Origin of the sequence: Nocardia sp. NPDC051929 (assembly GCF_044548645.1) — a bacterium.
Classification (GTDB): Bacteria; Actinomycetota; Actinomycetes; order Mycobacteriales; family Mycobacteriaceae; genus Nocardia; species Nocardia sichangensis.
On the sequence record NZ_JBIUCG010000008.1, the window covers coordinates 179,200 to 205,465 of the forward strand.

Sequence of the window (26,266 nt, forward strand, 5' to 3'; positions counted from 1 at the left end):
TCAGAAATAACCCTCTCGTTTGCGGTCTTCCATCGCGGCTTCGGAGACGCGGTCGTCGCCGCGGGTCGCACCACGTTCGGTCAGTCGGGACGCGGCGACCTCGGCGAGGATCGCCTCGTTGTCGGCCGCGTCGGAAAGCACGGCGCCGGTGGAGGATCCGTCGCCCACGGTGCGGTACCGCACCGACCTGGTCTCCAGCACCTCGTTTTCACGCGGGCCGCCCCACACGCCCGGCGTCATCCACATGCCGTCGCGCAGGTACACCGGACGCTCGTGCGCGTAGTAGATGCTCGCCAGATCGATGTCCTCGCGGGCGATATAGCGCCAGATGTCCAGCTCGGTCCAGTTGCTCAGGGGGAACACGCGCACGTGCTCGCCCGGCGCGTGGCGCCCGTTGTACAGGTTCCACAGCTCGGGACGCTGCCGCTTCGGGTCCCACTGGCCGAAGGCGTTGCGCAGCGAGAAGATCCGCTCCTTGGCGCGCGAGCGCTCCTCGTCGCGACGGCCGCCGCCGAACACGGCGTCGAACCGATGCTCGCTGATCGCGTCCAGCAGCGGGACGGTCTGCAGCGGGTTGCGGATGCCGTCGGGGCGCTCGGTGAGCCTGCCGTCGGCCAGGTAGTCCTCCACCTTCGCCACGTGCAGGCGCAAGCCGTAGCGCTCGACCACCTTGTCCCGGAACTCCAGCACCTCGGGCAGGTTGTGCCCGGTGTCCACGTGCAGCAGCGCGAACGGCAGCGGCGCGGGCCAGAACGCCTTGAGCGCAAGATGCAGCAGCACGGTGGAGTCCTTGCCGCCGGAGAACAGGATCACCGGCCGCTCGAACTCGCCCGCCACCTCGCGGAAGATGTGGATCGCCTCGGATTCCAGCGCGGCGAGAGTATCGAAATCGGTGATACCGAGCGAACGTTCGCTACGAATCGTTTCAGTCATGATTGGTGCAACCCGCATTCGGTCTTGGCGAGGCCGGCCCAACGGCCGCTTCTCGGATCGGCTCCCGGCTCCGGCTTCCGTGTGCACGGAGCGCAGCCGATGGACGGATACCCCTCCTCCACCAGGGGATTGACGAGGATGCCGTGCTTTTCGATGTAGTCCTGCATCTCGTCGTCGGACCACGGCGCGATCGGGTTGATCTTCACCAGGCCGAACGCCTCGTCGAAGGAGATCAGCGGTGCGTTCGCCCGGGTCGGCGCCTCCACCCGGCGGATGCCGGTGACCCAGGCGTTGTAGCCCGCGAGCGACTTCTGCAACGGGACGACCTTGCGCAACCGGCAGCACTCGTTGGGCTCGCGGGCGAACAGATCCTTGCCCAGCAGCCGATCCTGTTCGGCAACGGAGTGTTCCGGCCGGACGTTGACCACGTTCACCCCGTACACGGCCTCCACCGCGTCCCGGGTGCCGATGGTCTCGGCGAAGTGGTAGCCGGTGTCCAGGAAGAGCACGTCGACGCCGGCGCGCACGCCCGCGGCCAGGTGCACCAGCACGCCGTCCTGCATGTTGGAGGCCACGATGTAGTTCGTGCCGAAGGTGTCCTCGGTCCACCGCAGGAGTTCGGTCGCCGAGGCGCCGTCGAGTTCGGCGGCGCCGCGCGCGGCGATGGCGCGGAGCTGGTCCTCGGACAGCTTTTCCGCGAGTTCGGTTGTCACAATTGATCTCCCGTCGACACTTATCTCAGGTCGGCCTCGTCGGCGCGGACCGCCCACTGGGCGAACCGTTCGCCGTCCGAACGTTGCTTGACGAAGTTGCGCACCACCCGGTCGATGTAGTCGCCGAGTTCCCCGGTGGTCACTTTGTGCTGGCGCAGCTTGCGCCCGAACGCGCTGTCGAAGCCGAGGCTGCCGCCGAGGTGAACCTGGAATCCCTCCACCTGATTCCCGGTGCCGTCGTCGACCAGCTGGCCCTTGAACCCGATGTCGGCGATCTGCGAGCGGGCGCAGGAGTTCGGGCAACCGTTGATGTTGATCGTGATCGGGACATCCAGCTGCGCGTTCAGATCCGCCAGCCGTTCCTCCAGCTCCGGCACCAGCGCCTGGGAGCGCTTGCGCGTCTCGGCGAAGGAGAGTTTGCAGAACTCGATACCGGTGCAGGCCATCAGATTCCGCCGCCAGAGCGAGGGCCGCGCCTGCAGGCCGAGGGGTTCCAGCTCGTCGATCAGCGCGTCGACCTTGTCGTCGGGAACGTCGAGCACGATCAGCTTCTGGTACGGGGTGAACCGGACACGATCGGAGCCGATCCGCTCGACCGCGTCGGCGACCTTGGTCAGGACGGTGCCCGACACCCGGCCCGCGATGGGGGAGAAGCCGACCGCGTTGAGTCCGTTGCGCAGCCGCTGCACGCCGACGTGGTCGATCGGCTTGGTCGGCTGCTCGGGCGCGGGGCCGTCGATCAGCTTGCGCTTCAGGTACTCGTCCTCCAGCACCTGGCGGAACTTCTCGATGCCCCAGTCCTTGATCAGGAACTTCAGGCGCGCCTTGGTGCGCAGGCGGCGGTAGCCGTAGTCGCGGAACACCGATACGACGGCTTCCCACACGTCCGGCACCTCGTCCAGCGGCACCCACACGCCCACCCGCTTGGCGAGCATCGGGTTGGTGGACAGCCCGCCGCCGACCCACAGGTCCAGACCGGGGCCGTGCTCGGGATGCACGACACCGACGAACGCGACGTCGTTGATCTCGTGCACCACGTCCTGCTGGCCGGAGATCGCGGTCTTGAACTTGCGCGGCAGGTTGGAGTACTCCTTCTTGCCGATGTAGCGGCGCACGATCTCCTCGATCGCGGGCGTCGGGTCGATGACCTCGTCCAGCGCCTCGCCGGCCAGCGGAGACCCGAGCACCACGCGCGGGCAGTCGCCGCACGCCTCGGTGGTCTTCAGGCCGACCGCCTCGATCCGCTTCCAGATCTCCGGGACGTTCTCCACCTCGATCCAGTGGTACTGCACGTTCTCCCGGTCGGACAGATCCGCGGTGTCGCGGGCGAACTCGGTGGAGATCCCGCCCAGCGTGCGCAGTTGCGCGAGGTTCAGCGCGCCGCCGTCGCAGCGGATGCGCATCATGAAGTACTTGGCCTCGAGCAGATCGATGTTCTCGTCACCGGTCCAGGTGCCGTCGTAGCCCTGCTCGCGCTGGGTGTACAGACCCCACCAGCGGAACCGGCCGCGCAGGTCGCCTTTGTCGATGCCGTCGAAGCCGGTCTTGGCGTAGATGTTCTCGATGCGGGCGCGGACGTTGAGGGGGTTGTCGTCCTTCTTGGACTGCTCGTTCGGGTTCAGCGGCTCGCGGTAACCCAGCGCCCACTGACCCTCGGCCTTGCGGCGCACGGGCTTGCCGGTGCGCACGCGCGGTCCGGTCGTGGTCGCCTCGGGACGCGGCCGATCCGGGCGGACCCGGCGTTCGGAGGCCGGGCGTTCGGGGCGCGCGCGGCGCTCCGGCTGGGATTCGGGCGTGGGCTGATCGGTCGGACCGGCGTCGGTGCTCGACGTCATGGGGTCGCTCCTGCGGGGTGGGTGGTACATCCTGCTGAGGGGCGCGAGGGGCTGACTCACGCCTGCGGTGTCAGCGGGCCGATGAAGTCGGGATCGCCGGGGACCCGGGGATCGGGCGCGCTGAACTACCGGAGGGAACCGGGCAGACAGCAGGCGCTACAGACGCGCTTGTAATCGACGTGGCGACGGGCCACCAGTCGAATCTCCAAAGCGCGCATGCGGCCTATTGTGCCACGTCAGCGATGGCCTTCCGACCCTGCGTCTGGTATTTCCCGTGAATCTGCGGGAAATCCCCTGGACGTTCGACCCAGTTTGTGACGGCAGTCATAGTCGCGAGCCCCAACCAGGCGCGTGATACGGCGACCGCGCCGTCTGTGACACTGCGCACCTCGCTTGACCTCGAGCGAAGTGGAGGTTGGACGCTCGGCGTCATGAGTACCACAACTGTCGAGGCCACCGGTGAGCTCGAAGCCATCCGCGCGGTGGTCGCGAGCGTCCAGCACGCCCAGCGCAACGAGCTCGTCGACGAATTCGTCGCGCTGTTCCGGGAGGACGCGATCTGGACCACCGGACACGGCAAACGTCTCTTCGGACGGGCGGCCATAGCGGAGTTCACCGCGCAGGTGCTGCCCGGTGCCACCGCACACGGCACGGCGACCTACGAGGTCGAGCACGTGCTGTTCATCCGCCCGGACGTGGCGGCGGTGAAGGTGCGCCAGCGCTATTTCACCCACGCGGGCGTTCTGGAGAGCGAAGGCAGCCCGATGTACGTGATGTCCAAGGAGGACGGCCGCTGGTTGCTCACCGCGAACCAGAACACTCCGGTCGTGGCGGACTGAAGGGCCGGTAGCGGAGTCCCGGCCGTCGGCGCGGTCGCGGCGACGTTCACACTGGACAGGTGAGTTCTTCCGCCGCTACCGCGAGCACCGACACCTCCGCGCCGGTGCTACGCGACTTCGGCGACGGGCCGTTCGGGATCTACGTGCACGTGCCGTTCTGCGCCACGCGGTGCGGCTACTGCGACTTCAACACCTACACCGCGGGGGAGCTCGGCAGTTCGGCCTCGCCGCAGTCGTGGCTGGCGGCGTTGCGCGGTGAGCTGGCGACCGCCGCGCAACAGTTCGCGGCGTTGCCCACCGCGACGCCGGAAGTCTCCACCGTCTTCGTCGGCGGAGGGACGCCCTCCCTGCTGGGCGGCGACGGGCTCGCCTCGGTGCTGGACGCCGTGCGCGCCGAGTTCACCTTCGCCGCCGGGGCCGAGGTCACCACGGAGTCCAATCCGGAATCCACCTCGCCGGAATTCTTCGAGCGCATCCGGGCGGCCGGGTTCACCAGGGTGTCGCTGGGCATGCAGTCCGCCGCGGCGCACGTGTTGAAAGTGCTCGATCGCACGCACACCCCCGGCCGCGCGGTGGCCGCCGCGCTGGAGGCGCGCGCCGCTGGATTCGAGCACGTCAACCTCGATCTGATCTACGGAACACCGGGTGAGCGCGATGTCGATCTGGACGCCAGCCTGGACGCGGTGCTCGGCGCGGGCGTCGACCACGTATCGGCGTATTCGCTGATCGTGGAGGACGGCACCGCGCTGGCCAGGCGGGTGCGCCGCGGCGAGTTGCCCGCGCCGGACGACGACGTGCTCGCCGCACGTTACGAGCGCATCGACGCCCGACTGCGCTCGGCCGGATTCGGGTGGTACGAGGTGTCGAACTGGGCTGTGGGCGACGCCGCGGTCTGCAGGCACAACCTCGGTTACTGGGACGGCGGCGACTGGCTCGGCGCAGGACCGGGCGCGCACAGTCATGTCGGCGGCGTGCGGTGGTGGAACGTGAAGCACCCCGCTCGATACGCCGATCGAGTCGGCGCGGGCGGGCTGCCCGCCGCGGGCTGGGAGGCGCTGAGCGCGGACGAGCGCTACACCGAGCGGGTCATGCTCGCCGTCCGGCTGCGCACCGGCCTGCCGCTGGCCGAGCTGGCGTCCTCCGCGCGCACCGCCGTCGATCGCGTGGTCGCCGACGGCCTCGCCGTGCGCACCGCGGACGACCGGCTCGTCCTCACCGACCGCGGCCGTCTGCTCGCGGACGGCGTCGTCCGTGAACTGCTCGACTGATCCCGTGCCGGATCACGGTCGGGTCAACGCGATGCACTTTATGTCTCGTTCCGGTAACTCGGTGCGCACCGGCCGCGTAGTCTGCGATCAACCCCAAGGAGACTCATGGCTTCGGCACCACGTATGACCCTTATCCATGAACCAGGCGAGTTCGCGGAGGCGCGAGCAGCGGAGAAAGCGGAAAACGCGCGCCAGTGCGCCGTCGCCGCCCGCACTGTCGCCAGCTACGCGGAGAACGCCGCCGACTGCGAGTCGCTGCTGGCGATGCTCGGTCTCGATGCGCTCGCGGGCAAACAGGCGAAAACCTGCGGCTGACCATTACGCCTCGTCCGGGGCGAGGGCGGTGCTGCGCCATTCCCGTGGCGTGAGCCCGTAGGCGGCGCGGAAGCGCCGGGCGAAATGTGACGGATCGCGGAAGCCCCAGCGGCGTGCGATCATCGCGATCGTCCGATGTTTCTGGTCCGGACGAGTCAGATCGCCGTGTACCCGCTCGAGACGCTGGCTGATGATTCCCTGCTCGAGGCTGCACTCCGTGTTCGCGTAGATCTTGTAGAGCTGCCGGACCGACATGTTGTGCGCCTTGGCGATCTGTTCCGCGCCGAGACCAGGATCCGCCAGATTGCGCCGGATATAGGCGCGAATCCGGGACAGCAGGATGTCGGAGGGGACGACGGAGCCGTCGTCGGCGCACGCCGACAACAACAGTGCCCGGATCAGCTCGATGCTGGCGCAACCCGACAGGGCGGCCGCGGGGTCGGCGCTGAGCGCGTCCGCATCGGCGGTCAGTTGGACGATGTGGTTGGCCACCAGCCGGTAGTGCGGGCTGTCCTGCACTCTGGCGGCGGCCTGACCGATCAGATCGGCGGGCAGGCCGAGCTGATCGAGCGGCACGTGCAGGCAGGTCGACGCCCCGTCGCCGCGCCGGCTGAAGTCGTAGGGCGCGTTCAGATCCATGACGTGCAGATCGCCCGGTCGCACGACGCGACGGACGTCGCCCTGCTCGTACCGTCCGTCGCCCGCCTGCTGCACCGCGACCGCCAGTACCGGCGCGGGGGAGGTCCTGACCTGCTTCGGCGTCCGGATCAGCTGGATGCCCGAGGTGCTGGCACGCACGATGCGCGCCTCGCCGAACCACCACACGTCGAACGTGGCGTGCACACGCTCGTCCGGCCCGTCCAGCACGACATGGGACGGGACCGATGCCTCTTGTACTGCCGCGGCCACCGCGTCCGCCCGCTCGCGCGGCGCGATGGTGTCCGAATTGAACACGACCGTCATCACAGCCTCCGTCGCAAATGAGACAGATTCGGCAATCCTCGCATGGAACCCGCCGACCGGGCCGTGCATTCTGAGCCGACGATCGTGCACGCAGAGTCGTTTCTCCGGCGGCCGCCCGTCATACGCTGTCGGTCGACCAAGATCGATCCCCGGTTCACCCGACATCCGTCCAGATCGAAGGGAACTGTCATGCCGACGATCACCACCACCGATGGCGTCGAGATCTACTACAAGGACTGGGGTGCCGGACGTCCGGTGGTGTTCAGCCACGGCTGGCCGCTGAACGGGGACGCCTGGGACAACCAGATGAAACTGGTGGCGAGCAACGGCTATCGCGCCATCGCCCACGATCGGCGCGCGCACGGACGCTCGAGCGACGTGTGGGACGGGCACGACATGGACCACTACGCCGACGACCTCGCCGCGGTGCTGAACGAGCTGGACATCAAGGACGCGATTCTGGTCGGGCACTCGACCGGCGGCGGCGAGGTGACCAGGTATCTGTCCCGGCACGGCACCTCGCGGGTGGTCAAGGCGGTGCTGCTCGGCGCGGTCCCGCCGTTGATGCTGAAGACCGCGAGCAATCCGGAAGGGACGCCGATCGAGGCGTTCGACGACATCCGCGCGGGCGTGGCCGCCGACCGCTCGCAGTTCTGGAAGGATCTGGCGATCCCGTTCTACGGCGCCAACCGCACCGGATCGAAGGTCTCACAAGGACTGCGCGACCACTTCTGGCTGATGGGCATGCAGGTGGGGCTCGAGGGCGCGTTCGACTGCGTCAAGGCGTTCTCCGAGACCGATTTCACCGCCGAGCTGCCGAGCATCGAGATCCCGGTGCTGGTGGCGCACGGCGACGACGACCAGATCGTGCCGCTCGCCGCCGCGGGCGCCAAGACGGCGAAATTGCTGCCGAGGGCCGAGTTGAAGGTGTACCCCGGCGCTCCGCACGGCCTGTGCGGCGACTACGAGAAGGCGTTCGACGCCGATCTGCTGAACTTCCTGAAGAGCTGAGGAGCCGAGACCCGATGCCGAACAAACGCTACCTGCGCCGTGCTGTGGCCGCGCTGGCCCTCCTGCTCGCCGCCACCACAGCGGCCGGGCCGGCGCGAGCGCAATCGCTGCCCACCGTCGTGCTCGTGCACGGCGCCTTCGCCGACACCACCAGCTGGGACGGTGTCGCTGCCGTGCTGCGCGAGCGCGGCTACCGCGTGGTGACGCCGGAGAATCCGCTGCGCGGGCCTGCCTACGACGCGGCCGCCGTGCAGCGCACGCTGGACACGATCAGCGGTCCCGTCGTGCTGGCGGGGCACTCCTACGGCGGCTTCGTGATCAGCAACGTGCACGATCCGAAGGTCGAATCGCTGGTGTACATCGCGGCTTTCGCGCCGGTGGAAGGCGAGGTGGCGCAGGCCGAGCTCGACCCGATCCGCTTCCCGGGCAGCCAGCTGCTGCCGCCCGCGCTGCAGGTGAAGCTCGTCGACGACGTCACGGGTGTCGCCGGGAAGAACCTGGACGCGTATGTCGCACCCGCCAGCTTCCATGACGTCTTCGCCCAGGACGTCGGCCCGGAGACCACGGCCGACATGATCGTCCATCAGCGCTCCATCGCCGTGAAGGCCAATCTGGAACCGTCCGGGCCGCCCGCGTGGTCCGGCACTCCGAGTTGGTATCTGGTCTCCGCCGACGACCGGGTCATCCCGCCGTCCTCCCAGCGCTTCATGGCCCAGCGCATGGCGGCTCGAACCGGTGAGATCGAGGCCTCGCACGCCTCGCTGGTCTCCCGGCCCGACGCCGTGGCCGCGGTGATCGACGCCGCCGTTCCGCGCTGAGCGTCGCGCCGCTCGTCACGTCCCGTTGCAGGCGAGAGATCCGGTTACCGACAATTAGACTGGATCGACGGACGAACCGTGGTCGGCCCGCGATGTGCGGCGGTCACGGGACGTCGGCGCCGGGTACGGCGTGACGGGAGACGAGAGCGAGGAGGTGCGGCCGATGTCGAGCACCGAGGATCGGCGCTTCGAGGTCTTGCGCGCCATCGTCGCGGACTATGTCGCGACCAAGGAGCCGATCGGGTCGAAGACGCTGGTCGAGCGGCACAACCTGGGTGTTTCCAGCGCGACGGTGCGCAACGACATGGCGGTGCTCGAGGCCGAGGGCTACATCACCCAGCCGCACACGAGTTCCGGCCGCATCCCCACCGACAAGGGCTACCGGCAGTTCGTGGACCGGATCTCCGAGGTGAAGCCGCTGTCCTCGGCGGAGCGCAGGGCGATCCTCGAGTTCCTGGAGTCCGGCGTCGACCTCGACGACGTGCTGCGCCGGGGCGTCCGCTTGCTCGCTCAGCTGACCAGGCAGGTCGCCGTCGTGCAGTACCCGACGGTGTCGGCGTCCACGGTGCGGCACATCGAGGTGGTGGCGCTCAATCCCGCCCGCCTGCTGCTGGTGGTGATCACCGACACCGGCCGGGTCGACCAGCGCCTGGTGGAGCTCGGCGCGCTGGTCGACGACGAGGATCTGGCCGCGCTGCGCGGCATGCTCGGCGGCGCGATGGACGGCAAACGCCTGGCCGCGGCCTCCGCGGCGGTGGCCGAGCTGCCCGAGCACGCTCCGTTGCGGCTGCGCGACGTGCTGGTGCGGGTGTCCACGGTGCTGGTGGAGACCCTGGTGGAGCACCCGGAGGAGCGATTGGTGCTCGGCGGCACCGCCAACCTCACCCGCAACGCCGCCGACTTCGGTTTCCCCGGCTCGCTGCGTTCGGTTTTGGAGGCGCTCGAGGAGCAGGTGATCGTGCTCAAGCTGCTCGCCGCGGCCCAGCAACCGGGGACGGTGACGGTGCGGATCGGAGAAGAGACGCAGGTCGAGCAGATGCGCGGCACGTCGGTGGTGTCGACCGGCTACGGCGCGGCGGGCGCCGTGCTCGGCGGTATGGGGGTGCTCGGGCCCACCCGGATGGACTACCCGGGCACGATCGCATCGGTGGCGGCCGTCGCCCGATACATCGGCGAGGTCCTCGCCGAGCGCTGACGCGACGACGCCACTGCTACGCTCGATCTTTCGGCCGGATAAAGTTGAGTGCACAAGACTAATGCTGTTGTCGGCGCGCTTCACAGCGGCGCGGGCACCGGCGGCACTGTCGAGAACGACCAAGGACTAGAGAACTCAAGTGGCACGGGACTACTACGGACTGCTCGGCGTCGCGAAGAACGCGACCGACCAGGAGATCAAGCGGGCATACCGCAAGCTGGCGCGTGAGCTCCACCCCGACGTCAACCCCGACGAGGCGGCGCAGGCCAAGTTCAAGGAAGTGTCGGCCGCCTACGAGGTGCTGTCGGATCCGGAGAAGCGGCGCATCGTCGACATGGGCGGCGACCCGCTGGAATCCGGCGGTGGTGGGGCCGGATTCAACGGCGCGGGCTTCGGCGGGCTCGGCGACGTGTTCGAGGCGTTCTTCGGCGGCATGAGCGGATCGGCCGGTGCGCGCAAGCCGCGCGGTCGAGTCCAGCCCGGCGCCGACTCGCTGATCCGCACCCGGCTCAGCTTGGCCGAGTGCGCGGTCGGCGTGACCAAGCACCTGACCGTGGACACCGCGATCCTGTGCGATATCTGCCAGGGCTCCGGTACCAACGGCAAGTCCAAGCCGGTGCGCTGCGAAACCTGCGGCGGCGCGGGTGAGGTCCAGTCCGTGCAGCGGTCCTTCCTCGGCCAGGTGCTGACCTCGCGCCCGTGCCCCACCTGCCGCGGCGCGGGCGAAACCATCCCGGACCCGTGCCACAAATGCGGTGGTGACGGCCGGGTGCGGGCGCGCCGCGAGATCGCGGCCCCGATCCCCGCGGGCGTCGCGAACGGCATGCGGGTGCGGCTGGCCGCGCAGGGCGAGGTCGGCCCCGGCGGCGGTCACGCGGGCGACCTCTACGTCGAGATCGTGGAGCAGCCGCACGACGTGTTCGTCCGGGACGGGGACGATCTGCACTGCACCATCCGGGTGCCGATGGTGGACGCGGCGCTCGGCACCACCGTCGTGATCGACACCATCCTGGACGGCCCGACCGAGTTGAGTATTCCGGCGGGCACCCAGCCCGGCGAGATCTCGGTGCTGCGCGGGCACGGCATGCCGCGGCTGCGCTCGAGCGCGCGCGGCGACCTGCTGGCGCATCTGGACATCGTGATCCCGGCCAAGCTGGACAGCAAGCAGACCGAACTGCTGCGCAAATACAAGGGACTGCGCGAGCGGGAACGCGCCGAAGTGATGTCGGCGCAATCCGAGCACAACAGTGGCCTGTTCGCGCGACTGCGCGCGTCTTTCAGCGGGCGCTAGGTGGCCGCGACGGTCTTCTACCTCGACGAGGTGCCCGAGCCGGGCGCGGTCGCGGTGCTCGACGGCCCGGAGGGCAGGCACGCCGCCACGGTGCGCCGCATCCGGGTCGGCGAGCCGATCACCCTCTCCGACGGGCGCGGGGTACTGGCCGCATCGGAAGTCGTTGCCGCGCAACGCGACCGGCTCGAGCTCGCGGTGCGCGAGCGGGTGCTCGCGGCACCTCAGACGCCGCCGGTGACCGTCGTGCAGGCGCTGCCGAAATCCGATCGCTCGGAACTGGCGGTCGAGCTGATGACGGAGGCGGGCGCGGACGTCGTCGTTCCCTGGCAGGCCGCGCGCTGCGTCGCGAACTGGGAGGGCAAGGCGGCCAAGGGAGTCGAGAAGTGGCGGGCCGCGGCCCGCTCGGCCGCCAGGCAGTCCCGCCGGGCCTACATTCCGCAAGTCGCCGACCTGCACCGCACCCAGGACTTGCTGGATCTGGTCCGCACGGCGAAGGCCCGCGGTGCGATCGTCGCGGCGCTGCACGAATCCGGCGCCGCCCGTTTCACCGAATTGCCCTTCGCCGAGGCCGCCGAAATCGTCCTCGTCGTGGGTCCGGAAGGCGGGCTGGACGACGCCGAGCTCACGGCGTTGGCCGAAGCGGGCGCGGACATCACCTTGCTCGGCCCGACCGTGCTGCGTACATCCACCGCGGCAGCGGTCGCTCTCGGGGCGCTCGGCGCACTGACGCCGCGTTGGTGAGGTCTCGCGTCGACGCCCGATGCGATACCCACAGCAGCAGTGCCGCGATGACCATCAGCGATCCGATGCCGCAGGACAGCCCGAGCCACCCGGAGCGGGCGTAGGCGATGCCCGCCGTTCCGCCGACGAGCGCGCTGCCGAGGTAGTAGGCGAACAGATACAGCGACGACGCCGCGCCCCGGTTGCCTTCGGCCATCGCCCCCACCCACGCGCTCGCCGCGGTGTGCGCCCCGAAGAAACCCGCGGTGAAGAGCAATACGCCGAGCAAAACGGTGCCGATGTGGTCGGGAATCGTCACCAGGAGCCCGATCGCCATGACGGCCAGCGACATCGCGAGCACCCAGGATCGGCCGATCCGATCGGTCAGCAGGCCGGATGCCGCCGAGGCCGCCGTTCCGGCCAGATAGAGCACGAACACCAGCCCCACCAGTGCTTCCGGCAGCCCGAAGGGCGCGCTGGTCAGCCGGTAGCCGAGATAGTTGTACATCGAGACGAACCCGCCCATCAGCACGAACGCCAGTCCGAACAGAGCGAGCAGTCCGCGGTGACGCAAGGGGCTGCCGAGGTCGCCGAGGACCGTCCGGATTCCGGCGGGGCGAGGCACGAAGCCGCGCGAGGGCGGCAGCAGGCGGACGAACCACACGGTGCAGGCCGCGGCGGCGATCGAGGCCACCGCCTGCGCCCACCGCCAGGACGCCACGTCCAACGTGAACGCCGGGATCAACCGCCCGGCCAGCCCGCCGATAGTGGTACCCGCGACGTAGATGCCCATCGCGGCGCCCAGCCCGTCCCCGCCGATCTCCTCTGCCAGATAGGCCATCGCCACCGCGGGCACACCGGCCAGCGCGATGCCTTGCAGCGCGCGTCCGGCCAGCAGCAGATCCAGCGAAGGGCTCAGCGGCAGCAGCAGTCCGAGCACCGCCGCCGCGACGGCGGAACCGATCATCACCTTGGTCCGGCCGATCCGCGACGAGAGCGCGCTCACCGGGATGATGGCCAGCGCGAGGAACCCGGTGGTGAGCGACACCGCCAGTGCCGCCCGCGCGGGCGTCGCGCCGAACGCGGCCGAGAGACTCGGCAGCAGTGCCTGGGCGCTGTACATCGAGGCGAATGTCGTCAGACCGGCCGCGAACAGCGCGATGGTGATCCTGCGTTCGTGGGCGACGTCCCTCGCCGCTTCGATCCGTGTCGTGGTCATCGGGTCCTCCTTTCGTCCAGCATCGCCAGGCGGTTTTCCGGAAGGAAATGAATAATGAGAAGTGAGTTCATTCCCTGAGCGCATATAGAGAGGTCGGGCAGTGCTTGGCGAGGATCTGGAGTGGTTCACGACACTCGCCGAACTCGAACGGGTCGGCGCCGCCGCGGAGCGGTTGCACCTGGCGCAGCCGACGTTGTCGCGCATGCTGGCTCGCTTGGAGCGCAGGGTGGGAGTCGAACTGTTCGACCGGCACGGGAAGCGGATCGTCCTGAACGAATACGGTCGCATCTACTACGAGCACGCCCGCCGCGCGCAATCCGAGCTGGACGCGGCGGAACAGGTCCTCGCCGATCGGGCCAACCCGGCCGGGGGCGTCGTGCGGCTGTCGTTCCAGCACTCTTTCGGCGGCTCGCTGGTGCCGCAGCTGATCAGCGGCTTCCGGCGCATCTCCGGCCGGATCACGATCACGCTGTGGCAGGGAGCGGCAGCCGCGGTGACCGAGCGAGTGCTCGCGGGTGAAAGCGATCTGGGCATCGTCTCGCCGCGCCCGGCCGTCGCAGGCGTCGGCTGGCGCGCCGTGCTGCGACAGCCGCTGGTACTCGCGGTGCCGCCGGAACACCGGTTGGCCGGACGGCGGCAGGTCCGCCTCGCGGAGGTGGCCGACGCGGAGTTCGTCACCATGCACCACGGATTCGGGATGCGGCGCATCTTCGACGAACTGTGCGCCGCCGCGGACATCCGGCCGCGGATCGCGTTCGAGTCGAGCGATCTCGTCACGGTGGCCGGGCTGGTCTCGGCGGGGTTGGGGGTGGCGATCCTGCCGCGTGAAGATCCGCTGTCCGCGGGCCCGCTGTCCGGCCCGGTGACGGTCCCGCTCGCGGACGCGGGCGCCGCGCGCGCGGTCGGGCTGATCTGGCCCGCCGCTACCACGCCACCCGACGCGGTGCGACGCTTTCGTGATTTCGCCGAGGATTGGGCGCGGCGACGTGGGGGAATCCCGTGAGGGGCCGGTTTTGCCCACGGCTTATTCACTGGGCGGTGTCGGTGGGGCGGGTTAAACTTTCTCCATACAGCAGCAGTCGAGACCGGAAAGCAGGCTATAGCCACTTTTGAGAACACAAGGCGAGATCGGCGACCCCACCACCCCAGCGGCAGGCATCGGCGCCGGCGACAACGGTTCGGGTCCCGCAGCGCGCACCGTGCGCTCGAGCATCGAACTCGCTCCTGAATCCGTGTTCCCCTTCCTCGGTTCGGCCGACCAGAATCTTCGCGAACTGGAGACGCTGCTCGACGCGGACATCCACGTCCGCGGGAATTCCGTGACCCTCACCGGCAAGGCGGCCGACGTCGCGCTCGCCGAGCGGGTCATCGAGCAGCTGGTCGCGCTGACCGGGCGCAACCGCGTGGTGACGCCCGAGGCGGTGCGGCACACCGTTTCGATGCTCACCGAGGGCTCCAGCGAGTCCCCCGCGGAGGTGCTCAGCCTGGACATCCTGTCCCGGCGGGGCAAGACCATCCGGCCCAAGACGCTGAACCAGAAGCGCTACGTCGACGCGATCGACGCGAACACCATCGTGTTCGGCATCGGTCCCGCCGGTACCGGCAAGACCTATCTGGCGATGGCCAAGGCGGTCCAGGCGCTGCAGACCAAGCAGGTCAACCGGATCATCCTCACCCGCCCCGCGGTCGAGGCGGGCGAGCGGCTCGGCTTCCTGCCCGGCACGCTGAACGAGAAGATCGACCCGTACCTGCGCCCGCTCTACGACGCACTGCACGACATGATGGACCCGGAGGCCATTCCCAAGCTGATGGCGGCCGGTGTCATCGAGGTCGCGCCGCTGGCCTACATGCGCGGACGCACGCTGAACGACTCCTTCATCATCCTCGACGAGGCGCAGAACACCACCGCCGAGCAGATGAAGATGTTCCTCACCCGCCTCGGGTTCGGCTCGAAGATCGTGGTGACCGGTGACGTGACGCAGGTCGATCTGCCGACCGGCGCCCGGTCCGGTCTGCGCGCCGCCAGCGAGATCCTCACCGAGATCGAGGACATCCACTTCGCGGAGCTGACCAGTAGCGACGTGGTTCGCCACCGGCTGGTCTCGGACATCGTCGACGCCTACGACCGCTTCGAGGCCCAGTCGCGCCCGCAGGTCGCCCCGCATTACGGCGGCAACCGAGCGCAGCGCCGCGCGGCGAGCCGGGCGGACCGGCGGTAACTCGTCTCGCCGGGCGGGGCTCCGCTCCGCCGACACGATCGACGGGATCGTAGGCTGTTCGGGTGAGTATCGAGATCGCCAACGAGTCGGGTATCGACGTGCCCGAAGAAGAGCTGGTCAGCGTCGCTCGGTTCGTGATCGCCCGGATGGACGTGCACCCCGCCGCGGAGCTGTCGATGGTGCTCGTCGATCTCGACACCATGGCCGACCTGCACATGCGCTGGATGGACCTACCCGGCCCAACCGACGTCATGTCCTTCCCCATGGACGAACTCGAGCCGGGCGGGCGGCCCGACAGCCCCGAACCAGGCCCATCCATGCTCGGCGACATCGTGCTGTGCCCGGAGTTCGCCGCCGGTCAGGCCCGTAAGGCGGGGCACTCCCTGGATCACGAACTCGCTCTGCTCACCGTGCACGGCGTGCTGCACCTGCTCGGCTACGACCACGCCGAGCCGGACGAGGAGAAGGAGATGTTCGCGTTGCAGGCCAGGCTGCTCGAGGAGTGGTACGAGAGCCTGCGGGAGGCGCAGCGGCGCGCCGAACTGGCCGAACGCGACGCGCGGTTGCTGGGTAAGGCGGGTTTCACCACACCGGGTGAGTCCCTGGGTCCCGCGTGAATGCCCTGACCCTCGTCCTGCTCGCGGTCCTGCTCATCTCCGTGGGTGGGGTCTTCGCCGGGGTCGATTCCGCCCTGAACACGATCTCGCCCGCCCGCGTCGAGGACTTGGTGCGAGCCGACCGGCCCGGCGCCGTGCGGCTGAGCCGGGTCGTCGACGACCGGGCCCGCTACGTGAATCTCATGGTGCTGCTTCGCATTCTGTGCGAGATCGGCGCGACGGTGCTGCTGGCAGCGGGACTGATGACGGTCTGGGGCAGGAACTGGGCGCTGCTGATCACCGCGCTGGTGATGGTGCTGGTGTCCTACGTGGTGATCGGTGTCGGCCCGCGCACGCTGGGCAGGCAGCACGCGTATTCCATCGCCCTGGCCGCGGCCCTGCCCCTGCAGTTCATCGGCGCGCTGCTCGGCCCGATCAGCAGGCTGCTGATCCTCATCGGTAACGCGATCACCCCCGGTAAGGGTTTTCGCAACGGGCCCTTCGCTTCCGAGATCGAGTTGCGCGAAGTGGTCGAGATGGCCGGTGAGCGCGGAGTGGTGGCCGACGACGAACGGCGGATGATCCAGTCGGTTTTCGAACTCGGCGACACAGCGGCGCGTGCGGTGATGGTGCCGCGCACGGAGATGGTCTGGATCGAAGCGGACAAGACCGCGGCGCAGGCCATGTCGCTGGCGGTGCGTTCCGGGCATTCGCGGATCCCGGTGGTCGGCGAGAACGTCGACGACATTCGCGGCGTGGTGTATCTGAAAGACCTCGTGCCGTTCGCCGAACGCAGCCGCAAGGTACGGGTGCGTGAGGTGATGCGTCCCGCGGTGTTCATGCCCGACTCCAAACCGTTGGACAGCCTGCTCGACGAGATGCAACGCAGGCGCAACCACATGGCGTTGCTGGTGGACGAGTACGGCGGCATCGCGGGTCTGGTGACCATCGAGGACGTGCTGGAGGAGATCGTCGGAGAGATCGCCGACGAGTACGACATCGACGAGACCCCGCCCGTCGAGGATCTCGGCGACGGGCGCTACCGCGTGTCGGCCCGGCTGCCGGTGGAGGATCTCGGCGAGCTGTTCGGATTGGAGATCGAGGAGGAGGACGTCGACACCGTCGGCGGCCTGCTCGCGCACGAGCTGGGCCGGGTGCCGCTGCCCGGTTCGAAGATCGAGGCGCACGGGTTGGTGCTGCGCGGTGAAGGCGGACCGGACGCGCGCGGCCGGATGCGGGTGAACACCGTGGTGGTACGCAAAGCGCGCGAGAAGGTCCCCGCGGGGAAGACCAACGGGGACAATCCCAATGGCAAGCGCAAGGCGAACGGATCGGAGCGGGATATCGCGGCCGATCGCGACGAGGACGGAGACACCGAATGACCGAACTGGACGCCGAGGACAACAAGCTGGTCACGCTGGCCCGTGGTGCGCTCGGTCGCACCGGAGGGGCGAGTGGAGCCGCGATCCGCGATACCGATGGTCGCACCTACGCCGCGGGCGAGGTCACGCTGACCGCGCTGCGGTTGACGGCGCTGCAAGCCGCCGTGGCCGCGGCGTTGTCCAGCGGCGCGGAGGGCTTCGAGGCGGCCGTGGTGGTCGGCGGGCGGTTGTCCGACTTCGGTGTGACGGCGGTGCGGGAGGTTTCGGCGGAGGCGCGGATCATCTTCACCGATCGTGACGGCGCGGTGTTCGAGATCGTCGACGACTCCGCCGACGCGGCCGACGCGGTGAGCGCCGACTCCGGCGAGGTCCGCGGTGGCTGACGCGCGGGAGAAGGGCGAATTCCGTTCCGGGTTCGTCTGTTTCGTCGGTCGGCCGAACACCGGCAAGTCGACCTTGACCAACGCCCTGGTCGGCGCGAAGATCGCGATCACCTCGTCGCGCCCGCAGACCACCAGGCACACGATTCGCGGCATCGTGCACCGCGAGCACGCCCAGCTGATCCTGGTCGACACACCGGGCTTGCACCGCCCGCGCACCTTGCTCGGCCAGCGCCTCAACGACCTTGTGCGCGATACGTATTCGGAAGTCGACGTGATCGCGCTGTGTATCCCGGCCGACGAGAAGATCGGTCCGGGTGACCGCTGGATCGTGCAGCAGATCAAGCAGATGGCGCCGAAGACGACGCTGCTCGGCGTGGTCACCAAGATCGACAAGGTGAGCCGCGAGCAGATCGCCGAGCAATTGCTCGCCGTGGCCCAGTTGCTCGGCCCCGAGGCCGACGTGGTGCCGGTGTCGGCGGTCAAGGGTGAGCAGGTGGAAGTCCTCGTCGACGTCATCGCCTCGAAGATGCCGGAGGGCCCGGCTTTCTACCCCGACGGCGAGCTCACCGACGAGCCCGAGGAAACGTTGATGGCCGAGCTCATTCGCGAGGCCGCGCTCGAGGGTGTGCGCGACGAGTTGCCGCACTCGCTGGCCGTCGTCATCGAGGAGGTCCTGCCCTACGAGGAGCGCGAGGACATGCTCGACGTGCACGCCTTGCTCTACGTCGAGCGGCCCAGCCAGAAGGCCATTGTCATCGGCAAGGGCGGTTCCCGGCTGAAAGAGGTCGGCACCAACGCCCGCAAGCAGATCGAACACATCCTCGGCACCCGGATCTACTTGAATTTGCACGTGAAGGTGGCCAAGGACTGGCAGCGCGACCCGAAACAGCTGGGCAAACTGGGTTTCTGACCGGTTCGGGCGTCGCTGGGGCGTGCGTGGAAGTCTTGGAGGCGTCTTCGTTGGCGTGGGGCGTCCGGTCGGCTGCCGATGATTCGGTGTGATCCACCGATGTGTCGGCTGTACTCGAGGCGAGTGCCGTGTCAGTGGTCGTGTCAGACCGGCGTCAGCTCGGTATCAGCCGGGCTCGCGACAGTAGTCACATGAACAGCACAGCGATCGCGACTTCCACCACCACCCTCTCCGACCAGGACAAGAGCACGCTGCGGACCGCCGCGTACGGCGCGTTGTCGCTGATGGCCGCCACCGGCACGCCGCACGTGGCCGCGACGAACGGCTCCATCGCCCTGACGTCGGCGACCGGCCTGGTCGGGCACGTGCTCGCCGCGAAGTCCAAGGACATCCAGTTGAAGGGCAAGACCATCGCCGAACTCGCCGACCAGGTACTGCCTGCCCTGACCTCGGCCGTGCACCTGCTCGAGCGGCACGATCCGGCCGAGGCCGACAACTTCCGCGGCACCGTCCGCATCGCCGTCGACGCAGCAGCCCAGCCGCACCACGGCGAGCCCGGCCCGGCCACGGCCGAGATGGCCCGCAAGATCATCGCGGCGCTCGATGCCGCCGGGGTGGCCGGTGCCGACAACGGAACGGTTGCCGCCGGGCCGGATCGCCCGCAACTCCAGAAGGCCCTCGATGAGATCGTCGCTTCTGGTTTCGCCGGAATCACGCTGCGCGTGCACGACGAGCGGGGCGAGTGGGTCGGCAGCGCCGGGGTGAGCAGGCTGGGCGAGACCGCGAAGCCGCCGACCGACGGGCACGTCCGGATCGGCAGCAATACAAAGACTTTCACCGCGACTCTGGTCCTGCAACTGGTGGCCGAGGGCAAGATCGGATTGGACGACCCGGCGGCCCACTACCTGCCCGAGTTCGAACTCGATTCGCGGATCACGGTGCGGATGCTGTTGCAGCACACCAGCGGGGTGTTCAACTTCACCGGCGAGTACTACGAAGACGGGACCGTCGTGCCGGGAATCCCCGCCACCACCGCGGGCAAAGAGTGGGTGGACAACCGGTTCGAGACCTACCAGCCCGAAGAGCTGGTGCGGCTGGCGCTGTCCAAGCCCGCGCGGTTCGAACCAGGCACGGGCTGGAGTTATTCCAACACCAACTACGTGCTGGCCAGGTTGCTGATCGAGAAGGTCACCGGCCGCCCGGTCGCTCAGGAGATGCAGCGGCTGATCTTCGGGCCGCTCGGGCTGTCGGGCACCGTGGCCCCGACCACCCAGACCGAGCTCCCGGAGCCGCACGCCCACGCCTACTACCGATACGAGGACGCAGGGCAGGAGAAGACGGTCGACGTCACCAGCCACAACCCCTCCTGGATCTCCAGCGGCGGTGACATGATCTCGACCACCCAGGACCTGCAAACTTTCATTTCCGCGCTGATGAGCGGCAAGCTGCTGCCTGCCGAGTTGCTGGCCGAGATGTGCGCACCGCACCCGACAGGCATCCCGAACATGGGCTACGGCCTCGGTGTATTCGTGCAGGACACCGGCCTGGGCGGCAAGGTCGTCACCCACAACGGCGGCGCAGCGGGTCACGCGGCGCTGATGTACAGCACACCCGACGGCAAGAAGACCCTGACCGGCACCCTGAACTACGCGGACGACGCCGCCATGTCCCTGGCCGTGCCGTTCCAGCAGGCGACCCAGAGGCTCGTCGACGAGGTGTTCTGCGGCGGCCAGGCCGATCCGGCGCAGCCGACGGACTGAACTTCCCGCTGCGCATGCCGAAACGCCCGGACACGGACGCCGAGTTGTCGATGGTTCGGGTCACCACCACGGGGCGGGGCGGTGGCGGTGCCACTGGAGTTCGGATTCGAGTTGGGCGGCCAAGGAGATCAGGAGGGGTTCGGAGTTTGCTGTGCCCATCAGTTGGGCGCCTACGGGGAGGCCGGTGTCGGTGAAGCCTGCGGGGACGTTGATGCTGGGCCAGCCGAGGACGTTCCATGGCCAGGTGTAGGGGCAGGCCGCGGTGATGAGGTTGTTGGTGGCGTTGACGCCGATGCCGTCGATTTCCTCGGCGCGGGGCGGTGGGGTGGCGGTGGTCGGGGCGAGGACCACGTCGTAGTCGCGGAAGAAGTGGCCGATTCGCTTGTGCAGCAGCGGTTCCAGCTGCCGTGCCGCGTAGAGGGCGGGGCCGTCGAGCGCGCGTCCGATTCGGGCGTTGGCGGTGGTGCGCGGATCGACTTCCAGACCGGGCATGCGGTCGTACACCCGCCGGACCCCGGCGAGCGAACGCGGGAGGAAGGAAGCGCCGATCAGGATGCCGTAGTGCAGGTCCGCCACGGTCACGGTGTGTCCGAGCGCGCCCAGTGTGTCGGCGGTGCGGCGCACCGATCGCTCGACCTCGGGATCCAGCGCGGTCCTGGTCGCGGTGAAGGGGATACGCAGCGACAGGGCGATTCGCAGCTTTCCTGGGTCCCGGCCGACGGCGTCCGACGCGGTGATCGGCTCCGGGGTGTGCAGATCTTCCTGGTGCGGACCGGCCGCCGCATCCAGCAGTAGCGCCGCGTCGGCGACGGTACGCGCCAGCGGACCGTTCACGGTGAGCCCGTAGAACGCTTCGGCTTCCGGCCAGGTGGAGATTCGTCCGCGCTGCGGTTTGATGCCGACCAGGTTCGTCCAGGCCGCAGGGATGCGGATCGAGCCCGCGCCGTCGGAACCCAGAGCGGCGGGGACCAATCCGGCGGCGACGGCAGCCGAAGCTCCGCCGGAGGACCCGCCCGGCGTCCTGCCGCGGTCCCACGGATTGCGGGTGTGCCCGAACCATGCGGCACTCGTGAAGGGCCACTGTCCGAGTTCACAGGTGTTCGTCTTGCCGACGATCACCGCGCCCGCGGCACGCAGGCGCCGGACCGATTCCGCGTCCTCGGTCTTCGGTGCGAAGTCGCCGCCGCAGCCGAACGCGGTCGGCTCGCCCGCGACATCAGTGTCGTCCTTCACCGCGACGGGCACGCCCAGCAGCGGCAGTCGTTCTCCCGCGGCCAGCCGCCGGTCGGCGTCGGCGGCCTCCGCCAGGGCCCGCTCGCGGCGCACGATCCGGAAGGCATTGAGCGTGCCCTGCGCCGCGTCGATCCGGTCCAGTGCGCCGCCGACCGCCGCGGTCGAGGTGATCGCGCCGCTCGCGATCGCGGCCGCCAGTTCGGCCAGGCCCAGTTCCCGCGTGCCAGATACGTGGGCAGGATCGGACACCGTCATGTGAGCTCCGTCTCGTCGTGATCTACAGACGGTAGCGCCATATTGGTCAATCGTCCAGATTGTCTCAGGGGACGAGCTCGGCGGGCAGCAGTCGCCAGGCGTACCCGGTCGGGAACCGATCGAACAGCTGGCGTATCCAGTCGTGTCGGTTGCCGCCGTCCTTATCGACCCCGCCCGGTTTCGCTCGCGCACCGAACGGCGACCTGTGCGATCGAACCTACTCGCTCGGCTGGGTCTTCCAGATGACCCACCACAGAGGACGCGGAATCGGTCCGGCGCCTGCGTGCCGCCGCGGAGAAGATCGGCGGCAGCGGGCCTGTGCTCTGGCCGAGAAGGTCCGAGTACTCATGTCACGGAATGTGCTTGCACTCACCGTAGGGCACGCCCTGGGTGAGGTCCGGCCGGCCGAACATCCGGCCGACCAGAGCGTTGAACGCCGCCACCGACAGCCGGTCCATGTCGTTGCAAAGAAAGTCGTTCTTGGTGCCCGAGACATCCTTGGACTTCAGGGATTTCGCCCACTTCTGCGGTGTTCCCCCGCAGCCGACATGCACCTGGTAGTCGCCGCCCTTGTCGAGCTCGAAGGAGTAGTCGACCTTGGAGTGGCCGCCGAGCCGGACCGGAAGCTTGGTCCGCGCCCATCCCGATTTCGATGTCTTGGCCTGAACCCAGACTCCTACCGGCGACGCGCTGTTGATGCAGCCGATCGTGCCGCTCACGGTGGTGGACGCCGATGCGCTCGGCAGTCCGAGGGCGAGGAACGCCGTGGAAGCGGAGACGAGAACGGCTACGCGGAGGGTCTTGCGCATCATTCGAACCTTTCGATGGGGGGAACGGCGGACTCCGATCGCGCGGAGCGCGCCGCGACGACGACTTGTTCCGGCCGCAGCAGGCGTTCACCCATGAGGTATCCGTGCCGGACTACCTGCAGCACCGTGCCCGGTGATCTGCCGGAAGCCTCGGCGACGGCGACGGCTTCGTGAACCTCGGGATCGAAGTCGGCCGTGGCGGGCACGAGCCGGACGCCACGACGTTCGAGCAGTTCGTGCAGTTCGCCGACGATGCTGCCGAGCACGGCGTCGTCGTCGTTCAGTGCCGTCACGCGATCGACGAGTCTGAGCAGCTCGCGAAACAGCGGGGCCAGGAGTTGTTCGGCGAGCCCGCCGCGCGCGAGTGCGAGCTGCTCGTGCAGGTCGTCCAACGCCCGATTCTTCGCCTTGTCCTCCAGCAGCCTGCGCTGGAAGAGATCACGCAATTGCGCGATCTCCCCGGCCAGCGCGGTCAGCGGATCACCCACGTCCGGAGCCGCATTCATATGCCGCGCTTGGCGATGTCGTATCGCTTCGAGTTGTGCTTCCAGACCGGCATCCGGTGGGTCAGCGTGTAGCCGGCGATGACGCCCGCGACGATCAGCAGGCCGATGCCCTTCGCCGGAATCAGCGCCAGGCCGATCACCAGGGCCACCGCCCACGCGCCCGCACCGCTGTGGAACCACTTGGCCACGGCGGCCCGCTCGGCGAGTTCGATGTTCTCCTGCAGCGAGGCGCGCAGCGGCGCGTCGTCGAACCGGAGTTTCAACGCGCGGCCGGACATTTCGTGCGTGACGGCGATCTGGGCTTCGGAGGTGATGCAGTACGCCCCGCTGCGGAGCTCCGACCACATCCCCAGGTTGACCTGCTCCAGCGCGAGCGCGAGGTAGTACTGGAAGATCTGCTCGTTCGGATGGTGCCGGACCACGTCCTCCATCAGTTCCAGCGCCTTGTCGTTCTTGTGCTGCTGAAGGTAGACGTTGGCGATGGCGGTGCGGTACAGCGGCTCGCCGGGCGCGAGACGCAGCGCCGTCTCGTATTCGCCGAGCGCTTCGTTCAGCGCCCCGGTGGCGAGAAACGCTTCGGCGTAGTCGAAGTGGTATTCCGGGCTGTCGGGCTTGAGGCTGATGGCCTCCCGGAATTCGAAGCCGGCGTCCTTGTAGTTGCCCATGACGAACGACGAGTTCGCCCGCACCGCCCACGCTTCGTGGTTCGCACCGTTGACCGAGATCGCCTCGCGGGCGCAGTAGTACGCGGACGGAGCGTTGCCGCGCTCGAAATACTCGCGTGCGAGACTCAGCCAGTCCCGGCCGCCCTGCACCACGGGCGCGGGCTGATTACTCGCCGGACGATACTGCCTGGCCTGCTGGTCGAATTGCCGCCGCTGGTTCGGGTCGAGCAGCACGCGCTCGGCCTGACCGAGGTGCCGTATCCGGGCTTCGGCCTGCGCGCGTTTGACGGGATCCGACTGGCCCGCGCGCTTGTTCCACATTCTGCGCTGCTCGCGGATGGCCGTCTTGATGGCATCCGGGTCGGCGGTCTCGGCGAGGCCGAGGATTTCGTAGTAGTTGACGAATTCTTCGGTTGTCGTGGTCATGCTTCAATTCACCTCGAGGTCTTCGTTCTTCGTGCGTGCGACGCGGATTTCGCCCTCGCTGAGGTTGGCGACGTTGTCGACCTCGAACGTGCCGAGCGATTTGTCCGCGGTGAGGTCCGTGATCTCGACCTGAATGGTCTGGTCTATGTCGTAGTGGAATGTGATCTGGACCGGAGCATTCGCCGGATAGGGCGGAATGGCGAAGAGCTGCCCGCCGTCGGGCCACTTTCCTTCGGTGACGAACCGGACGTAGTCGAGATCCTCGTCGTCGCCCTGCGTGACGCAGATCCGCAGTTCGGTCTGGCCGTCGGCGACGGTGCCGAACACTTTGCTCGCCTTGGCTGGGATCTTGGTGTTGCGGGGGATCACGATGTTGTTCTTCGGTTCCCGGTTGTCGTTCAGGGCGACCGTGCCCAGCGCCTGCGAGGTGACGTCGAGGATGACCGGCTTCGGCGCCGTGCTCGAGGACGTCTCCGCTTCGGCGCGGATCGCAGCGCCGAGCGCCACGAGTTCGTCGGGGTTGCCCGCCCGCAACGGCGGCTTGCCGGTCAGTTCCTCCAGCATCGCCGCCACCATGGGCATGCGCGTGGAGCCGCCGACGAGCAAGACGTGATCGAGGTCGGCGAAGCTCAGGCCCAATTCCTCCACGAGGGAATGGGTCAGGTCGCGCGACTGGTTCAGCAGGTCGCTGGTGAGGTCCTCGAACGTTTCCCGCGTGACGGTGAGCGTGTGTGTGACGCCGTTGTGGCTGAGCACGACTCGCGTGGATCCGGCGGAGCTCAGGGTGCGTTTGGCGAGTTCTGCTTTCTCGCGCAGATCGGCTTGGGTCTCGAACGCGTCGTCGAGATCGCCGCCGCCTCGAGCCATGTACTCCTCGTTGAGGTGTCGCATGAGCCGGTTGTCCCATTCGAAGCCGCCCAGTTCGTGCAGCCCATCGGTGCCGAGCACGTCGAACACGCCGTCGCGGATCCGCATCACGGTGACGTCGAACGTGCCGCCGCCCAGGTCGTACACCATGACGGTGCCGCTGCGGCCGAGGTCGAGCCCGAAGGCCAACCCGGCCGCGGTCGGCTCGTTCACCACGCGCAGCACGTTGAGTCCGGCGATCGTTCCCGCGTCCCTGGTCGCCCGGCGGCGCGCGTCGTCGAAGAACGCCGGGACCGTGATCACCGCGTCGGTGACCTGCCCCTGCCCCAGGATCAATTCGGCGTCGTCTTTCAGCCGTTTGAGAATCAGCGCCGAGACTTCCTCGGCCGAATAGGCGCGATCATCGGTGGTGACGAATCGCCAGTCCGGATTGCCCATCTGCCGCTTGACGAACTGCACGACATCCAGCGGCGCGGTCGCCGCGGACCGTTTGGCCATCGAGCCGACGAGCACGCTGTCGGAGTCGAAGAAGACCACCGAAGGCGTGATCCGCTCGCCGTCCCGGTTGACCAGGATCTCCGGTTTCCCGCCCGCGCCGACGACGGCGACCGCTGAATACGTGGTACCGAGATCGATACCGACGGTGTGTGCCACTGATTGCCCTCCCGATGCATCTGGTGACGATGCACGCGAATTGATACTGCGAAAATTCGAGACCGGAACGATTTTCCCCGCGGTCTCATCGGATAAGCCGCACGACGGGCGCCGGACGGTCGGCGAGAACGATCAGGGATTCGGTGCCTTCCATTCGTATTTGCACATCTGGCACTGGTATTTCTGCCACCCCTGACGATCCTTCTCGCCGATATCCATTCCGGTCTTCTTGCTGCACTGTGGACACACTTCGGCCATTGCTGGTCCTTCCGGTAGCGGGAACGGTGCGACAGGCTCGGGTGGCGCACCGGATTGGAAGCATATAAGTCGCCGTGGGTGATTGATCAGCGAACTTCGCGGTGATTTCCGACCCGTATTCCGGCCGGTGGGCCGATTTTTGCCGCTTCCGAGGGGTGTCGCTGGAATATTGCTCGAACACTCGTTTTCCAGCAAGATCTTGCAGTACCCGAGTCGTCCGCCG

Annotated in this window: 26 protein-coding genes; 15 read left to right on the forward strand and 11 right to left on the reverse strand. The window is 68.3% G+C overall.

The window, feature by feature from the left end; all coding sequences use genetic code 11:
- The 4 genes from cysD to ACIHAX_RS12555 all read right to left on the reverse strand — a co-directional run bounded on the left by cysD (position 1) and on the right by ACIHAX_RS12555 (position 3,699).
- Positions 1-933, reverse strand: coding sequence for a sulfate adenylyltransferase subunit CysD (cysD, locus tag ACIHAX_RS12540; RefSeq protein ID WP_364438852.1), 933 nt, complete (start codon positions 931-933; stop codon positions 1-3).
- Positions 930-1,646, reverse strand: a complete 717-nt coding sequence (locus ACIHAX_RS12545) for a phosphoadenylyl-sulfate reductase (RefSeq protein ID WP_355072419.1) — start codon at positions 1,644-1,646, stop codon at positions 930-932. The genes cysD and ACIHAX_RS12545 overlap by 4 nt, the downstream gene beginning before the upstream one ends.
- A 20-nt stretch (positions 1,647-1,666) precedes the next feature.
- Positions 1,667-3,481, reverse strand: coding sequence for a nitrite/sulfite reductase (locus tag ACIHAX_RS12550; RefSeq protein WP_397277340.1), 1,815 nt, complete (start codon positions 3,479-3,481; stop codon positions 1,667-1,669).
- Between the two features lie 125 nt (positions 3,482-3,606).
- Positions 3,607-3,699 (reverse strand): Ms4527A family Cys-rich leader peptide, encoded by a 93-nt coding sequence (locus tag ACIHAX_RS12555; protein ID WP_350356343.1) that lies wholly within the window; start codon positions 3,697-3,699, stop codon positions 3,607-3,609.
- Positions 3,700-3,912: 213 nt separating this feature from the next.
- Between ACIHAX_RS12555 and ACIHAX_RS12560 the strand changes: the two genes are divergently transcribed.
- The 3 genes from ACIHAX_RS12560 to ACIHAX_RS12570 all read left to right on the forward strand — a co-directional run bounded on the left by ACIHAX_RS12560 (position 3,913) and on the right by ACIHAX_RS12570 (position 5,903).
- Positions 3,913-4,320 carry an SgcJ/EcaC family oxidoreductase gene (locus ACIHAX_RS12560; RefSeq protein WP_397277342.1) on the forward strand — a complete coding sequence of 136 codons (408 nt, stop codon included), beginning with the start codon at positions 3,913-3,915 and terminating at the stop codon, positions 4,318-4,320.
- A 59-nt stretch (positions 4,321-4,379) separates the two neighbouring features.
- Positions 4,380-5,588 carry a radical SAM family heme chaperone HemW gene (gene hemW / locus ACIHAX_RS12565; RefSeq protein ID WP_397277344.1) on the forward strand — a complete coding sequence of 403 codons (1,209 nt, stop codon included), beginning with the start codon at positions 4,380-4,382 and terminating at the stop codon, positions 5,586-5,588.
- A 105-nt stretch (positions 5,589-5,693) separates the two neighbouring features.
- On the forward strand, positions 5,694-5,903 hold the full coding sequence (locus tag ACIHAX_RS12570) for a hypothetical protein (protein WP_355072425.1): 210 nt from the start codon (positions 5,694-5,696) through the stop codon (positions 5,901-5,903).
- A 3-nt stretch (positions 5,904-5,906) separates the two neighbouring features.
- On the opposite strand, the gene ACIHAX_RS12575 is transcribed toward ACIHAX_RS12570, so the two are convergent.
- Positions 5,907-6,866: a helix-turn-helix domain-containing protein gene (locus ACIHAX_RS12575; RefSeq protein ID WP_364438840.1), complete on the reverse strand. Its 960-nt coding sequence runs from the start codon at positions 6,864-6,866 to the stop codon at positions 5,907-5,909.
- A 189-nt stretch (positions 6,867-7,055) separates the two neighbouring features.
- Between ACIHAX_RS12575 and ACIHAX_RS12580 the strand changes: the two genes are divergently transcribed.
- The 5 genes from ACIHAX_RS12580 to ACIHAX_RS12600 all read left to right on the forward strand — a co-directional run bounded on the left by ACIHAX_RS12580 (position 7,056) and on the right by ACIHAX_RS12600 (position 11,922).
- Entirely contained in the window at positions 7,056-7,877 is an 822-nt protein-coding gene (locus ACIHAX_RS12580) for an alpha/beta hydrolase (protein ID WP_355072429.1), read from the forward strand.
- 14 nt (positions 7,878-7,891) lie between these two features.
- A complete protein-coding gene (locus ACIHAX_RS12585) occupies positions 7,892-8,695 on the forward strand; it encodes an alpha/beta hydrolase (RefSeq protein WP_364438835.1) in 804 nt (267 codons plus the stop codon).
- Between the two features lie 163 nt (positions 8,696-8,858).
- Entirely contained in the window at positions 8,859-9,890 is a 1,032-nt protein-coding gene (gene hrcA / locus ACIHAX_RS12590) for a heat-inducible transcriptional repressor HrcA (protein WP_355072433.1), read from the forward strand.
- Between the two features lie 139 nt (positions 9,891-10,029).
- Positions 10,030-11,181, forward strand: coding sequence for a molecular chaperone DnaJ (dnaJ, locus tag ACIHAX_RS12595; RefSeq protein ID WP_355072435.1), 1,152 nt, complete (start codon positions 10,030-10,032; stop codon positions 11,179-11,181).
- Entirely contained in the window at positions 11,182-11,922 is a 741-nt protein-coding gene (locus tag ACIHAX_RS12600) for a 16S rRNA (uracil(1498)-N(3))-methyltransferase (protein WP_364438830.1), read from the forward strand.
- Here the strand turns inward: ACIHAX_RS12600 and ACIHAX_RS12605 are convergent.
- Positions 11,834-13,120, reverse strand: a complete 1,287-nt coding sequence (locus ACIHAX_RS12605; protein ID WP_397277348.1) for an MFS transporter — start codon at positions 13,118-13,120, stop codon at positions 11,834-11,836. The two genes, ACIHAX_RS12600 and ACIHAX_RS12605, sit on opposite strands and share 89 nt — an antisense overlap.
- Before the next feature lie 100 nt (positions 13,121-13,220).
- Here ACIHAX_RS12605 and ACIHAX_RS12610 point away from each other — a divergent pair, with 100 nt between their 5' ends.
- The 7 genes from ACIHAX_RS12610 (at position 13,221) to ACIHAX_RS12640 (ending at position 20,370) form a co-directional block, all read left to right on the forward strand.
- Entirely contained in the window at positions 13,221-14,123 is a 903-nt protein-coding gene (locus ACIHAX_RS12610) for a LysR family transcriptional regulator (protein ID WP_355072441.1), read from the forward strand.
- A gap of 154 nt (positions 14,124-14,277) precedes the next feature.
- Positions 14,278-15,339, forward strand: a complete 1,062-nt coding sequence (locus ACIHAX_RS12615; protein ID WP_195077925.1) for a PhoH family protein — start codon at positions 14,278-14,280, stop codon at positions 15,337-15,339.
- Positions 15,340-15,401: 62 nt separating this feature from the next.
- A complete protein-coding gene (ybeY, locus tag ACIHAX_RS12620; RefSeq protein ID WP_195077616.1) occupies positions 15,402-15,956 on the forward strand; it encodes an rRNA maturation RNase YbeY in 555 nt (184 codons plus the stop codon).
- Complete coding sequence (locus tag ACIHAX_RS12625) at positions 15,953-17,317, forward strand: hemolysin family protein (RefSeq protein WP_397277351.1); 1,365 nt, start codon at positions 15,953-15,955, stop codon at positions 17,315-17,317. The genes ybeY and ACIHAX_RS12625 overlap by 4 nt, the downstream gene beginning before the upstream one ends.
- Positions 17,314-17,700, forward strand: a complete 387-nt coding sequence (locus ACIHAX_RS12630; RefSeq protein WP_355072445.1) for a cytidine deaminase — start codon at positions 17,314-17,316, stop codon at positions 17,698-17,700. The genes ACIHAX_RS12625 and ACIHAX_RS12630 overlap by 4 nt, the downstream gene beginning before the upstream one ends.
- Positions 17,693-18,610, forward strand: coding sequence for a GTPase Era (era, locus tag ACIHAX_RS12635; RefSeq protein WP_355072447.1), 918 nt, complete (start codon positions 17,693-17,695; stop codon positions 18,608-18,610). Before ACIHAX_RS12630 ends, era begins: the two co-directional genes overlap by 8 nt.
- A gap of 191 nt (positions 18,611-18,801) precedes the next feature.
- Positions 18,802-20,370 (forward strand): serine hydrolase domain-containing protein, encoded by a 1,569-nt coding sequence (locus tag ACIHAX_RS12640; protein WP_397277354.1) that lies wholly within the window; start codon positions 18,802-18,804, stop codon positions 20,368-20,370.
- A 60-nt stretch (positions 20,371-20,430) separates the two neighbouring features.
- Here ACIHAX_RS12640 and ACIHAX_RS12645 read toward each other — a convergent pair whose 3' ends face one another.
- The 5 genes from ACIHAX_RS12645 to ACIHAX_RS12665 all read right to left on the reverse strand — a co-directional run bounded on the left by ACIHAX_RS12645 (position 20,431) and on the right by ACIHAX_RS12665 (position 25,785).
- Positions 20,431-21,858: an amidase gene (locus ACIHAX_RS12645; protein WP_397277356.1), complete on the reverse strand. Its 1,428-nt coding sequence runs from the start codon at positions 21,856-21,858 to the stop codon at positions 20,431-20,433.
- Positions 21,859-22,208: 350 nt separating this feature from the next.
- Positions 22,209-22,667, reverse strand: a complete 459-nt coding sequence (locus ACIHAX_RS12650; RefSeq protein WP_356966361.1) for a hypothetical protein — start codon at positions 22,665-22,667, stop codon at positions 22,209-22,211.
- Positions 22,667-23,173 carry a nucleotide exchange factor GrpE gene (locus ACIHAX_RS12655; RefSeq protein ID WP_397277358.1) on the reverse strand — a complete coding sequence of 169 codons (507 nt, stop codon included), beginning with the start codon at positions 23,171-23,173 and terminating at the stop codon, positions 22,667-22,669. Before ACIHAX_RS12655 ends, ACIHAX_RS12650 begins: the two co-directional genes overlap by 1 nt.
- A complete protein-coding gene (locus ACIHAX_RS12660; RefSeq protein ID WP_364438806.1) occupies positions 23,170-24,264 on the reverse strand; it encodes a tetratricopeptide repeat protein in 1,095 nt (364 codons plus the stop codon). Before ACIHAX_RS12660 ends, ACIHAX_RS12655 begins: the two co-directional genes overlap by 4 nt.
- A 3-nt stretch (positions 24,265-24,267) precedes the next feature.
- Entirely contained in the window at positions 24,268-25,785 is a 1,518-nt protein-coding gene (locus ACIHAX_RS12665; RefSeq protein WP_397277361.1) for an Hsp70 family protein, read from the reverse strand.
- Positions 25,786-26,266: the final 481 nt, after the last annotated feature.